14 protein-coding genes and 1 riboswitch are annotated in these 11,983 nt (G+C 52.3%); of the genes, 10 read left to right on the top strand and 4 right to left on the bottom strand.

Annotated elements, in window-relative coordinates:
* Nucleotides 1-519 precede the first annotated feature (519 nt).
* Nucleotides 520-2,061 carry an IS21 family transposase gene (gene istA / locus DDY07_RS05980; protein ID WP_171695130.1) on the top strand — a complete coding sequence of 514 codons (1,542 nt, stop codon included), beginning with the start codon at nucleotides 520-522 and terminating at the stop codon, nucleotides 2,059-2,061.
* Nucleotides 2,054-2,869, top strand: coding sequence for an IS21-like element helper ATPase IstB (gene istB, locus DDY07_RS05985; protein WP_171695131.1), 816 nt, complete (start codon nucleotides 2,054-2,056; stop codon nucleotides 2,867-2,869). The genes istA and istB overlap by 8 nt, the downstream gene beginning before the upstream one ends.
* 141 nt (nucleotides 2,870-3,010) lie before the next feature.
* Here istB and DDY07_RS05990 read toward each other — a convergent pair whose 3' ends face one another.
* Genes DDY07_RS05990 through DDY07_RS24000 form a run of 4 tightly spaced genes read right to left on the bottom strand, consistent with a single transcriptional unit; the run spans nucleotide 3,011 to nucleotide 5,083 of the window.
* On the bottom strand, nucleotides 3,011-3,202 hold the full coding sequence (locus tag DDY07_RS05990; RefSeq protein ID WP_253734417.1) for a FlhC family transcriptional regulator: 192 nt from the start codon (nucleotides 3,200-3,202) through the stop codon (nucleotides 3,011-3,013).
* A gap of 12 nt (nucleotides 3,203-3,214) precedes the next feature.
* The gene (locus tag DDY07_RS05995) at nucleotides 3,215-3,808 is read right to left on the bottom strand and encodes an STAS-like domain-containing protein (RefSeq protein ID WP_171695194.1); all 594 of its coding nucleotides are present in this window, start codon (nucleotides 3,806-3,808) and stop codon (nucleotides 3,215-3,217) included.
* A gap of 32 nt (nucleotides 3,809-3,840) precedes the next feature.
* Nucleotides 3,841-4,449, bottom strand: a complete 609-nt coding sequence (locus DDY07_RS06000; RefSeq protein WP_171695195.1) for a FlhC family transcriptional regulator — start codon at nucleotides 4,447-4,449, stop codon at nucleotides 3,841-3,843.
* A complete protein-coding gene (locus DDY07_RS24000; protein ID WP_240348310.1) occupies nucleotides 4,439-5,083 on the bottom strand; it encodes a flagellar transcriptional regulator FlhD in 645 nt (214 codons plus the stop codon). The genes DDY07_RS06000 and DDY07_RS24000 overlap by 11 nt, the downstream gene beginning before the upstream one ends.
* A gap of 191 nt (nucleotides 5,084-5,274) precedes the next feature.
* Between DDY07_RS24000 and DDY07_RS06010 the strand changes: the two genes are divergently transcribed.
* From DDY07_RS06010 to DDY07_RS06045, 8 genes are all read left to right on the top strand, one after another.
* Complete coding sequence (locus DDY07_RS06010; RefSeq protein WP_240618037.1) at nucleotides 5,275-6,153, top strand: hypothetical protein; 879 nt, start codon at nucleotides 5,275-5,277, stop codon at nucleotides 6,151-6,153.
* An 80-nt stretch (nucleotides 6,154-6,233) separates the two neighbouring features.
* A riboswitch (cobalamin riboswitch) is annotated at nucleotides 6,234-6,364 on the top strand.
* An 87-nt stretch (nucleotides 6,365-6,451) separates the two neighbouring features.
* The gene (locus DDY07_RS06015; protein WP_081607879.1) at nucleotides 6,452-6,628 is read left to right on the top strand and encodes a CbtB domain-containing protein; all 177 of its coding nucleotides are present in this window, start codon (nucleotides 6,452-6,454) and stop codon (nucleotides 6,626-6,628) included.
* Between the two features lies 1 nt (nucleotide 6,629).
* Nucleotides 6,630-7,277 (top strand): CbtA family protein, encoded by a 648-nt coding sequence (locus DDY07_RS06020; protein WP_171695196.1) that lies wholly within the window; start codon nucleotides 6,630-6,632, stop codon nucleotides 7,275-7,277.
* Between the two features lie 2 nt (nucleotides 7,278-7,279).
* Complete coding sequence (locus DDY07_RS06025) at nucleotides 7,280-8,578, top strand: cobyrinate a,c-diamide synthase (protein ID WP_171695197.1); 1,299 nt, start codon at nucleotides 7,280-7,282, stop codon at nucleotides 8,576-8,578.
* Nucleotides 8,575-9,375, top strand: a complete 801-nt coding sequence (cobM, locus tag DDY07_RS06030) for a precorrin-4 C(11)-methyltransferase (protein ID WP_171695198.1) — start codon at nucleotides 8,575-8,577, stop codon at nucleotides 9,373-9,375. Before DDY07_RS06025 ends, cobM begins: the two co-directional genes overlap by 4 nt.
* 2 nt (nucleotides 9,376-9,377) lie before the next feature.
* Nucleotides 9,378-10,199, top strand: a complete 822-nt coding sequence (locus DDY07_RS06035; RefSeq protein ID WP_171695199.1) for a sirohydrochlorin chelatase — start codon at nucleotides 9,378-9,380, stop codon at nucleotides 10,197-10,199.
* A 6-nt stretch (nucleotides 10,200-10,205) separates the two neighbouring features.
* Nucleotides 10,206-10,874, top strand: a complete 669-nt coding sequence (locus tag DDY07_RS06040; RefSeq protein ID WP_171695200.1) for a precorrin-8X methylmutase — start codon at nucleotides 10,206-10,208, stop codon at nucleotides 10,872-10,874.
* Between the two features lie 4 nt (nucleotides 10,875-10,878).
* A complete protein-coding gene (locus tag DDY07_RS06045; protein ID WP_253734418.1) occupies nucleotides 10,879-11,982 on the top strand; it encodes a cobalt-precorrin-5B (C(1))-methyltransferase in 1,104 nt (367 codons plus the stop codon).
* Nucleotide 11,983 lies beyond the last annotated feature (1 nt).

Raw genomic sequence — 11,983 nt, forward strand, 5'->3', positions numbered from 1 at the left:
GTTGTCTACCAATAAATAGGTCGCTCGTTCGATCCGGCCTTGTTTTAAATAAAGCAATGACCGGATTGGTTGCCATTTTATCTTACTCAGGATTCAAATATTTTTGGTTAACCTTCTCATAAATGTATTTTGCAGATGCTGCAGCGATCAGTGAGATCTTCACGGGCTTTTAACAAAACCCAAGATTGACATTGTGGACACTTCGAAAGTTGAACTCGTTTATCTTTGATGTCCTGTGCCACCACCCAAGCATCGGAAAACTCGAGTTGTCCCAAGGGATATGATTTTTTATACGCATTAAAGGCAGTAATTAGCGTCTGGATTTGGCCTTCTTTCGATTTGGCCGTGGCAACCTGAAAACACACGGCGAAGATGGTTACATCTTTATACTTACGGCGACTACCTGTTGACGCCGGTTGAAAATTGACCAAGTAAGAGGCCGAATTCCGGCCGAAAATTGACCAGGGTTATTAACCTGTCCTGTCCAAAAATTAGACAGGAGCTTAGAAGGTGATAACCATGATCTTATTTTCAAAAATTCGGCGGATGTATTTCCGTGACAAACTCTCCATCAACGAGATTGCCAAACGGACGAGTCTGTCTCGCAATACCGTTAAAAAGTGGTTGCGTATGCCCAATGGGACCGACCCGAAATATAAACGCCAGCCCGGCTCAACCAAGCTTTCCCCGTTTGAGGATCAACTCAAACAAGCGCTGATCGCTGACAGCTATCGCCCCAAGCGGGAGCGACGAACCGCCTTGAAGTTATTGGAAGAGTTACAGAAAGCCGGCTATGACGGCGGCTACACGCAGCTTACCGATTACATCCGTGCCTGGCGTCAGGGTGCCGGTAGCCAGGCTGGCAAACACGCCTTTGTCCCATTGAAATTCCGTTGGGGGGAAGCCTTTCAATTCGACTGGAGCGAAGAGTCTCTGGTGGTCGGTGGCGTTTATAGGCGTTTGCAGATTGCCCATACCAAGCTGTGTGCCAGCCGTGCCTTTTTGCTTTCCGCTTATCCAAGCCAAAGCCATGAGATGCTGTTCGACGCCCATCGCCGCGCATTTCAGGCTTTTGGCGGCGTGCCCTTGCGGGGGATATACGACAACATGAAGACGGCGGTCGACAAGGTACAGAAAGGCAAAGAACGCATCGTCAATACGCGTTTTGCGGCAATGACGGCGTATTACTTGTTCGATCCTGACTTCTGCAATGTCGCATCCGGCTGGGAAAAAGGCATCGTTGAGAAGAATGTGCAGGATAGCCGGCGGCGCATTTGGCTGGATGCCAGTCAACAATGTTTTGCCAGCTTTGCCGAGTTGAATGAGTGGCTGGAAGCCCGTTGCCGAGCCTTGTGGACGGAACTATCTTGGCCGGAACGCCAAGGGTTAACGCTACAAGAGGCGCTGGAACTGGAACAACCGGAGTTGATGCCCATGCCTGGCGTGTTCGATGGTTACATTGAGTTTGTGGCTCGTGTATCCAGCACCTGCTTGGTGACGGTGAAACGAAACCGCTATTCGGTGCCTTGCCGTTTTGCTAATCGACGGATCAGTGTGCGCTTGTATCCGGAACAGCTTGAACTCTATGCCGACGATGCCTGGATTGCCAGCCATGTGCGACTGTTGGATCGCGATCAGGTCAGCTACGATTGGCAACACTATCTGCCGTTATTGGCGCGTAAACCCGGCGCGTTACGCAATGGTGCGCCCTTTGTTGAGATGCCGAAACCGTTGTCTTCTTTGCGGCTCGTGTTAAACAAGCGCCCTGGCGGTGATCGAGCGATGGCTGATCTTTTAGCCTGCGTACCCCGGCAAGGGCTGGATGCGGTGTTGGCGGCGGTTGAGTCTTTGCTGGCCGCCGGGGTGATCAGTATCGAGCAGGTCAAACATCTCGTGTCTACGCTCGCCGGGGACGGTCAACCGCCTGCCGAACCGCAGACGGTAATCACGCCTGACGTCTTACAGATCAAGGATGCGCCCATCGCCGATACCGCGCGATATGAGCAATTGCGCGAAGCGTTCGACTTAGCTCTGGTGGATCAGGAGAACGGCGATGCGTGATCTGGAAGCGGAATTGAAATCTCTTAAACTCTTCGGCATGGCCTCAGCTTACGCCGAAGTCGCCAGCCAAGGCGGTGCCAAATTGCAATCCTCGGAATGGTTGCTGTGGCAACTACTGCACGCGGAAATCGAGGATCAACACATTCGCTCGATTCGGTACCAACTTCAAAGCGCACGATTCCCCGTGCATCGCAACTTGGCCGGTTTTGACTTTGAGCAAGCCAAGGTGGATCGCGTCTTGGTGGAACAACTGGCGAGCGGCGCCTTTATCGACGCCGCCCATAACGTGGTGCTGGTGGGCGGCACCGGTACCGGCAAGACGCATCTGGCCACCGCGTTCGGCGTCAAAGCCGTTACTGACCACAGCAAGCGCGTCCGTTTTTATTCCACCATCGATCTGGTCACACAACTCGAACGGGAAAAGGCCGCTGGCAACCAAGGCAAATTAGCCTATCGCTTGATGCAGGTCGATTTGGTCATCTTGGATGAACTGGGCTACTTGCCGTTTTCCAAGGATGGTGGCGCGTTGTTGTTTCACTTGTTATCGAAGCTGTACGAGCGAACCAGCGTGGTCATCACCACCAACTTGACCTTTGCCGAATGGCCCAGCGTGTTCAGTGATGCCAAAATGACCACCGCCTTATTGGATCGACTGACGCACCACTGCTATATCCTTGAAACTGGCAACGAATCCTATCGCTTCCGGCAAAGTTCTGAAGAAGCCAAGGCTCGGATACAAGCGAGAGAGCAAGCTAAACGCAGTGGAAAAACACCGGAAGATATCGCCTACGAGGAAAATCCGTTTTAAAAATCCAGCTTGGAAACGGGTAGCAAGACTACCGATTGTTATCCGTTTCCTTTACACTTATCCACAGCCGGTGACTTCAAAAACCGGCTCCGCCCCCTGGTCAAATTTCAACCGGTACGGTTGGTCAATTTTATACCGGTGTCAACAACTACCGGTCAAACCTCGGGTTGAAAACTTGATCGATCCACGACTGGGCGATTGGCCATGTAATTGACGGTATGTCTGCCTCAGTAACTTTATTGGTACTCCCGTTGCTTGATGCACGATTTTGACTTTCGCATGGAGATTGAGCAGTTCTATCGCCAAGGTTTGTTGTTGATATTTCTTGAGCATTAGCTGCCTCCCTTAATCAATAGTGCCGCTTAATCCAAGCATGGCTTCCAGCATCGGAGGCGATTCTCTATTGATGTTTTGAATAAACTGACTCGAAAATCGAGGGGTAAAACATAGCCAGTTTGAGCGGGAAATTAAGTCAATGTCTTCTAAAGATAAACGACCAACTGCCAAGCGCATGGCCTCATCGGTAATCCCCAAGATTAATTCGGTCAGCACCGGGTTCTCCCGTGCGATTTCTCTGGCTTTGATGAGCCATGCCTGATTCATGGAATAGATCTCTTCATCGCAACCCAGTTGATCTATCGCCGTCAGTTTGTCAAAGTAGGCCTCAAGATTTTTGAATGCTGACTGCATCATGTTGTCGACGTGCTCCGCCATATTGACTATTTTCAGTTTCGATTTCAGATAATCGGATCCGAATTCGGCAACCAGTGGCAAAAACAATTCCTGAAAGAAACTCTGCGTGATGGTTTTGACGTCCTTAAAATCAATCGTCAGCGATTGCTGATTGGCAAAGCACTCCCGTGCCAGTCGCGCGAAATTTTTGCCATGGATTGCCTGGGGTATTTGGGAATGGGTGGCTGTAACGACAACGATATGCATGCGACTTCTCCTTAGTAGCTCATTGATTGCCTCTAACGAGTGCTTGGTTTGTTCAAAGATTGACTTTTTGATTTTGCGGAAACCCAACGCCGCCGCCCCGACCGATCAGTCCACACCTCGCAGATAGGGCATTGGCTAAATGCGGCATCAGGGTGAATCATGCCCAGGTAGCGGGCGCGGCAACGACCGCAAACCATGAATACCAAATCACCCGCAGAGAGCAGGCTGGTCAAATACCAAGCCCTGTTGATGTCTAACGGATAAAGTTGACTGGAGCGTGGTTGGATAAATTGCCTATCGGCTAAAATTCTGGAAGCAACGTTGCTGTAGATCTCATAGGTCGCAACCAGTAAGGTCGCGCTTAGGCTTGGGGTAGAAAGCCGGCTCCTAATGTCTTCAATAATGCTTAAAAATAAAGAAGCATGAATATTGTTGAATGCTGAGCGAATGGCCCATTGATGATCATGTGGCAGCATGCCTTGTTTGGGCGATTTTCCTTGTATAGCTTTAAAAAATGTGATGCTTTGCTTTCGGGTTAGATGGCAGAGTTGGCTGACAATTGGCGGACGGGTGCCGAGTTGAATTAGCCTTTCCGCCAAGACCAAGTCTGCGCCTATATTTGACCTGCTTTTAAACGGCATTGGTTTCATCCGCAGTTCTAGTGATACAAGGTTGGAGGAGATCCACATAGGCAACCAGGGGCAAGTTGCTTGGGGTATAGACAGGCAATAACTGAATCACAGCGCGACTGCTTTCGGCGTGTTCACGAAGTTGCTCCTGTGTCATGCCGGCGAGACGGTCTATGCCAACTCGATCTAATCCAAATCGCCAGGCCGCTTCTTCAGGATTACTGCGCGCGCACTCTCTAGCAAGCATGAGATATTCGAAATTTAACCGGGCAAGATCTTCGTCCAGTGTTGACATAAACGCCTCTGAGTTGATTAACGACTGTTGTCGATATGCTAGGAGAGCAACGCGCAAATGTCTCGGTCGCAAAGTGACCTGATTTGGGTCACAAAGCTCCGGAAGCCTCGATTGATCTGATTTGGCGTTGTTGAAAATAATTGGCTTATTGGGCTGGTGATGCTTCTTTCGGCATGTGATGTGCGGCCAATTTGATAACGCCAGGCAATTTGCATGGTTTGATGGATTGAATGATTCTGAAATTCTTCTAACCTCGTTCTGCTTATTAGAGGCTTTGCCCACAACAAGTGGAGTCTTAATTGGCGTTTGACCTGAATAAGTGCTTTCCAAAATCATTTTTACTTCGCTCATCTCGCATTCGTTATGGAGGATATTGTTATGAATCGGCTATTCGCTAACCAGACCGCAACTACCGGTTACCTGGTTTGGGGTGGTTTATGCGCGAGGTAATTCAATGCTTGATCGATTGGTTGGATAGTGAGCCAAGCGATGAAAAAGGCCACCGCATATTGCGCGCGTTAGCTCAGGAATCGTTAAAGAAAGTGGATTTCGAAGAGTCGGAGCGACGTTTCACGGCCGATGCAATCGTCGCTGCTGTTGGTGAGTCCTTAGACAGTGCCGAACCTAAAAAATGGATCGACTGGCCGGGTTCGTTAAAAAAATATTGCGAAATCCGTGAACCGCAAATCATGGAGTTTGCCCGTAAGCGTAGGCTTTCGCATTATCCAAAGCCGGAGCGTAAAAGCACAAAGGGAGGGCCGGGACGACACACGACGTTCTATATCAAAGCTGAAACGGTTCCGGTGATATTGGAAGAAGACCAAGCAATCGAGAATGTTCGGGCTGGGAGCAACATAGCCGATTTGCAAGCCAGCTATCAACTGACAGAATTGGGTGAAGTCAAACCCAGTTGGATCGCGAGTTGGTTATTTCGGCACGGACAAATCGAATTACGCCGATGGCATGTATGGGGAGTACTGGGCTGGTTGGCAACAATAGGCGGACTTGCATTGTTAATTGCCTATGCCGGATGGCTATCGTTATCCGTGCCTAGGCCGGTGACAACGCAAGATTTGACATTACTGGTCAGTATTTTTGCGATTCCCTATGGTTCCTGGGTAACTATCATCAAGCCTTGGATATTATTGTTGGATGATCGAATTGTCGTAGCCCATGAACTATTCACAAATTTTTATGAACAGTCTGCGCAGTTCGAACTGCTTCGAGACGGAGATTTAAGAGTAATTCGGTTAGTTCGGTATTCGGCGGCATGTCCCATTTGTGGCGCCACTATTTATCTCGAAAAAGGCGAGCCGGATTACAGACGAAGATTGGTGGGGCGTTGTTATGAAAGCCCGAGAGAGCATGTGTTTAGTTTTGATAGAATCACTCGTTGCGGGCGATTACTGGTTGATCGATAACTTGTCGAGAGGAGCTGCTGCCGCACCGTTTATTCTTATTTCAATACATTTCATTTGCCCTACGACTAGCTGCGGCATACAATCGCCGCTGGTTTTAAGGTTCCCGCTCTTGGCGGGTGAAACTGGAAGTCGGTTAAATGCCGACGCTGCCCCCGCAACGGTAGGTGATTCGTCACGAGCCCGGAGACAGGCCTAAAACTGTAGTCAACAGTATTGCGGAGGGCGATCTGTCAAATCGGTTTTTTTTGGTTTGTCTTTCCCTCTGTTATTCCGTCCACCTTATTCGGAACAGACAACCATGAAAACACTCGCGGCATCTACCACCCTTTCTTCCTCAAAAATCCTGCCCGGCCTGAGTGCTATTGTTTTGGGCCTGACCGTCGTGTTAGGTTTGGGTTTCTTGCAGGACGCTAACAACTACCTGCATAACGCCGCCCACGACGGACGTCACAGCGCAGCTTTTCCTTGCCATTAACATGGCGGATTTTCGTAAGCTGGTCACCATCTCGCTACTGGCGGGACTATTGGGCGGCTTGTTACTCAGCGTGCTACAACACTATCAAACCTTGCCCTTGATTTTGGCCGCCGAACAATTCGAAACGCCATCGGCTGAGCATGTGCGTGACTGGCAACCGATGGACGGCTGGCAACGTAATGGCTTTACCTTGCTGTTCAATGGCCTAACCGGCTTCGGCTTTGCCTTGTTTATCAGTGTCGCCCTGTACTGGCGGGATCAACATGGTTACCTGTACGGACTCGGCTGGGGTTTGGCCGGTTATTTGGTATTTTTTGTCGCGCCATCATTGGGCTTGCCGCCGGAGTTGCCCGGCACCGACAGCGCCGAATTACATAGTCGCCAAGCGTGGTGGCTTTTTACGGCCGCCGCTACCGCGATTGGCTTGTTTGGTCTGTTTTTGACCAAACAGCGCTGGCTGCAAATCGGCGGCGCTGGCTTACTGACCTTACCGCACCTGATCGGCGCACCGCATCCCGAGGTTGCTCAGGCTTTAGCGCCCGAAGCCTTACAACAGCATTTTGTGGTGTTGACATCCATCAACAACGCTATTTTCTGGCTGGCCTTAGGCACAATATCGGGCCGATTGTTGCGTAAAGTAACGTTTTAGTGATGAATGCTGCCGCAACACGCCATTGCCCGGCGATATTGATCAGCACCCCTGCCTCCGGGCAAGGCAAAACCACCATAACTGCAGCTTTGGCCTATTACCATCGTCAGCAAAACCGCAAGGTACGCGTGTTCAAAACCGGCCCGGATTTTATCGATCCGCAAATCTTGAGCTTTGCTTGCGAACAACCGGTTTATCAGCTGGATTTATGGATGATGGGCGAAGCGCATTGCTGTGAGATGCTTTATAACGCCGCCGCCGACGCTGACGTTATCTTGATTGAAGGTGCCATGGGCTTGTTCGACGGCGATAGCAGCAGCGCCGATTTGGCACAAACACTAGACGTGCCTGTGGCCGTTGTCATTGATGCGGGCGGCATGGCACAAACTTTTGCCGCAGTAGCTTATGGCTTAGCCCATTACCGTGCCAACTTAACGTTTGCCGGGGTCATCGCCAACAAAGTCGGCAGTCCTAGTCATGCCAAACTGCTAGAAGAAGCGTTGCCGAATAACATACCTTTGCTGGCGGCGATGGCGAAAGATACCGGAGTCGGCATGCCGTCGCGGCACCTGGGTTTGTTGCAGGCCGACGAAATCGGCGACCTCGATCTTCGCCTGGCCCGCGCCGCAGAATTGCTCAGCAGCCTTGCGCCGTGCCGATTGCCGCAGCCGGTCACCTTCGCGCCGATTACTACCGATCCGCCGCCGAAATTGCTGACTGGTAAGCGTATCGCAGTAGCTCGTAATGCCGCGTTTTCGTTTATCTATCAAGCCAATCTGGATTGTTTGCAAGCCATGGGCGCTGAACTGACGTTTTTCTCGCCGCTCGCAGACCACGTATTACCCGAGGCAGACAGTGTTTATTTGCCCGGCGGTTACCCGGAACTACATCTCCAAACATTGGCCGACTATGTCGCCATGAAACAAGCCTTGCAGCAACATCATCAAGCCGGTAAACCGATTTACGCCGAATGCGGCGGTTTTTTATATTTGCTGGAACGCCTGGCCGATAAAGACGGCCATACGGCAGCGATGGCAGGATTACTACCCGGTAGCGCGCAGATGCAAAACCGGCTGGTCAATCTTGGCATGCACGGCGTGCAGTTAGAACAAGGTGAAATTCGCGGGCATAGCTTTCATCACTCGCAACTGGAAACCACACGGCAACCGTTCACCGAATCGAAGCCCCAACGCAATCGTCGCCGTAACGAAAACTTTTATCAGCTGGGTTCGTTGCAAGCGTCTTATCTGCACACCTACTTTCCGTTCAACCCCCAGGTCGCGGCTGGATTTTTTCTATGAGCATTCAACCTAAAGTGTGGTTTGTCGGCGCAGGTCCCGGCGATCCGGATTTAATCACAGTCAAAGGCCGCGACTTAATCGCCAAGGCTGATGCCATTTTGTTCGCCGGTTCGCTGGTACAAGCCGCCGCGACGCAATGGGCACCAAGCACTTGCGTGATCAAAGACTCCAAAGACATGACTTTGGAGCAGATTACCAACTGGCTGACCGAACAAGCCGGTCCGGGCAAAACCGTCATTCGCCTGCAAACCGGCGACCCTGGCTTGTACGGCGCATTAATCGAAATGGTGCAACCACTGGATGCGGCCAACATTGCCGTCGAAGTAGTGCCGGGCGTCTCGTCGGCGTTTGCCGCGATGGCTTGTGCAGTCGAAAGCCTGACCTTGCCCGAAGTCACGCAGACCGTGATTTTAACCCGTGTTGAAGGCCGCACGCCGATGCCGGACGGTGAATCATTGCAAGAATTGGCCAGCCATCACACCACGCTGTGCCTGTTTTTATCGATCACCTTGCTGCCCACGATCGAACGCGAGTTAAAAGACGCAGGTTGGTCGGATGATGCATCGGCATTGGTGGTCCACAAAGCCAGCTGGCCGGGTGAACAACAGATTATTCGCGGCACCCTGGCTGATATTCGCGAACGCTGCCGGGCCGCCAAAATCAACAGTCAGGCCATGATCGTCATCAGCCCCACCTTGGGCGCGCGGCACTGGCCATCGTTAAAAAAATCCAAACTTTATGATGCCGGTTTTACCCATCGTTTTCGCCGCGCCGAGCGGCCTCAGTCTAAGGAATAAGTATGACAACCACCGTTCTCTTGGTCGGCCACGGATCGCGCAATCAGGCCGGCAACGATGAAATTCGCGAATTTCAACAACAATGGCAGGCGCAACACCCCGACTGGCGCATTGAGTTGTGCTATATCGAACTCGCCGAGGTGCTGTTGGAAGAAGGATTGAGCCGCGCCGCGCAAGGATCTAGCCGCGTGATAATCGTACCGCTGATCATCAGCGCCGCCGGGCATGTGAAGATGGAGATTCCCGAGCACATCGAGGAAGCCCGCGAAAATTTTCCGGCGGTCGAATTCATCTACGCGCCGCATTTGGGCAGCAACGAAACATTACTGGCCATTCTGCAAAAACAGCTCAAAACGGCACTCAAATCTCTGGCGATGCCGGATCCAAAAACCACCGGTGTGATCATATTAGGCCGCGGCTCTTCCGACAAGGTCGCCAACGGGGAATTGGCAAAATTAGCGCGTTGGCTGTTTGAAGCTACCGAGCATGAACTCGTCGACATTGCCTTCACCGGTATTACCCATCCGCGTTTGGAAACCGCTGTGCAACGTCAAGTACGACTGGGCATGACGCAGATTGCGATTTTGCCCTATTACCTGTTTACCGGCTTGCTGATCGAGCGCATCGGCAAACAAATCGAACGCTTGCAAAGCCAATATCCGCAGATTGTCTTCGGTGCCGGTACGTATTTTGGTTTTGATCCGGCCATTTTTAAATTGCTGGATCAACGGGTTACCGAAGCCTGGGACCCGCTCGCGCCGAAAATGCTGGAATGCGACGGCTGTCAGTATCGCGAGCAAGCCGAACATCACCACCATCATTGATTAGCCATGAGCCACAACATTCAAACCGAACAACTGACCCAGGCTGGGCAACAAATCGAACACGATTCCTTTGCCATCGTCGACCGCGAAGTCGGCGAGCACCATTATTCCCACGGCCAATGGCAAGTGGTGCGTCGCATGATCCACGCCACTGCGGATTTTGAGTTTAATGGCCTGACCGAGTTTTCCGCGCATGCAGTCGAAGATGGTATTCAAGCCATTTTAAATGGTGCGCCTATCGTTGCCGACGTGGAAATGATTTGCGTCGGCTTATCGCAGCCGCGCCTGGCGCATTTTGGCATCAGCGCCCGCCAGTTCATCGCCGATGCGGATGTCATAGCCGCCGCCAAACAGGTCAACAGTACCCGCGCGGTACAAGCCATGCGTAAAGCGCAGCGCCTGGGTTTAATCGCCGGCGGTATCGTCTCAGTTGGCAACGCACCGACCGCGCTGTTGGAAGTGTTGCGGATGATCAAAGAAGAAGGCGTCAAGCCGGCACTGATCGTCGGGATGCCAGTCGGTTTTGTCTCTGCAGCGGAATCCAAGGATTTACTCGCCGAATTAGCCGATGTGCCATGGATCATCACCCGTGGACGTAAGGGCGGCTCGACCTTGGTCGTCGCGGCGATTCATGCCTTGTTGAGCTTGGCGGAAACCCGGCAGAAAAACGGCTGATAGCATGGCAATGCCGGAACGCAAACCCAAAGGTACCCGCAAGGGTTACACCACCGGCGCCTGTTCGGCGGCAGCGGCACGGGCGGCAGTGCAGGGTTTGCTGAATGGGCGCGTGCCGGACACTATCGACTGCGTGCTGCCCAATGGGCAAGACGTGGCATTCAAAGTCGAAGAAAGCTTCGTACAGAACGACCGAGCACATGCTGTCATCGAAAAAGACGCCGGCGACGATCCGGACTGCACCCATCGCGCTCGGCTGACGGCGGATGTGATGTGGATAGAACAACCGGACACTGTCGTATTGCAAGGCGGCGCAGGCATAGGCCTGATCACTCGGCCCGGTTTGGGGCTGGCGGTCGGCGGTCCGGCCATCAATCCGGTTCCGCGTAAAAATATCGAGGAGAACATCCGTCTGATCGCCGCCGAAGCGCTAAAAACCCGAGGTCTACAGGTAAAGATCTCGGTGCCGGGCGGCGAAGAGATGGCGAAAAAAACCCTGAATTATCGTTTGGGCATTATCGGCGGTATTTCGATTCTAGGTACGACCGGAATCGTGCATCCGTATTCCACGGCGGCGTTTCGGGCTAGCGTGGTGCAAGGCGTGGAAGTTGCGGCCAATCAGGGGCAGGCTAGCGTGGTGCTGACCACCGGCGGCCGCACCGAGAAATTCGTGATGCGCGAATTGCCCGACCTGGATGAAAGCTGTTTCGTGCAAATGGGTGACTTTCTGACACCGGCACTGGACACCGCCGCTCGTTGCGGCATTCAAAACATCATCATTGGCGGTATGGTCGGCAAGCTGACCAAAATGGCTCAGGGTGAAACCATTACGCATGCCGGTCGCGCCCCGGTCGACGTGGAACTGGTCGCTGATATTGCCCGTAGCATCGGTGCGCCGGACGATGTGTGCGACGCCATCTCTGCTCAAGAAACCGCTCGCTACGCCTCCGAATGCATGGCCGAGTTGGGGTTGGAATACGAATTTCATGTCGAACTGGCTAACCGAGTCATCGCCACCTTGGAAAACCGTTATCCCGGCGGTTTTCACATCAGTGTTCTGGTGTGCGATTTCGATGGCAACAAACTGGCCGAAGCCGGCAGGAATTGAT

The organism is Methylomonas sp. ZR1, assembly GCF_013141865.1.
Lineage (GTDB): Bacteria > Pseudomonadota > Gammaproteobacteria > Methylococcales > Methylomonadaceae > Methylomonas.

Excerpts from the sequence above, each read along its gene's own strand:
- DDY07_RS06025 (WP_171695197.1), top strand. The coding sequence starts at position 7,280 with ATGAATGCTGCCGCAACACGCCATTGCCCGGCGATATTGATCAGCACC.
- DDY07_RS05990 (WP_253734417.1), bottom strand. The coding sequence starts at position 3,202 with ATGCTCAAGAAATATCAACAACAAACCTTGGCGATAGAACTGCTCAAT.
- DDY07_RS06000 (WP_171695195.1), bottom strand. The coding sequence starts at position 4,449 with ATGCCGTTTAAAAGCAGGTCAAATATAGGCGCAGACTTGGTCTTGGCG.
- cobM (WP_171695198.1), top strand. The coding sequence starts at position 8,575 with ATGAGCATTCAACCTAAAGTGTGGTTTGTCGGCGCAGGTCCCGGCGAT.
- DDY07_RS06035 (WP_171695199.1), top strand. The coding sequence starts at position 9,378 with ATGACAACCACCGTTCTCTTGGTCGGCCACGGATCGCGCAATCAGGCC.
- DDY07_RS24000 (WP_240348310.1), bottom strand. The coding sequence starts at position 5,083 with ATGAGCGAAGTAAAAATGATTTTGGAAAGCACTTATTCAGGTCAAACG.
- DDY07_RS06040 (WP_171695200.1), top strand. The coding sequence starts at position 10,206 with ATGAGCCACAACATTCAAACCGAACAACTGACCCAGGCTGGGCAACAA.
- DDY07_RS06015 (WP_081607879.1), top strand. The coding sequence starts at position 6,452 with ATGAAAACACTCGCGGCATCTACCACCCTTTCTTCCTCAAAAATCCTG.
- DDY07_RS06020 (WP_171695196.1), top strand. The coding sequence starts at position 6,630 with ATGGCGGATTTTCGTAAGCTGGTCACCATCTCGCTACTGGCGGGACTA.
- DDY07_RS06045 (WP_253734418.1), top strand. The coding sequence starts at position 10,879 with ATGGCAATGCCGGAACGCAAACCCAAAGGTACCCGCAAGGGTTACACC.
- DDY07_RS05995 (WP_171695194.1), bottom strand. The coding sequence starts at position 3,808 with ATGCATATCGTTGTCGTTACAGCCACCCATTCCCAAATACCCCAGGCA.
- istA (WP_171695130.1), top strand. The coding sequence starts at position 520 with ATGATCTTATTTTCAAAAATTCGGCGGATGTATTTCCGTGACAAACTC.
- istB (WP_171695131.1), top strand. The coding sequence starts at position 2,054 with ATGCGTGATCTGGAAGCGGAATTGAAATCTCTTAAACTCTTCGGCATG.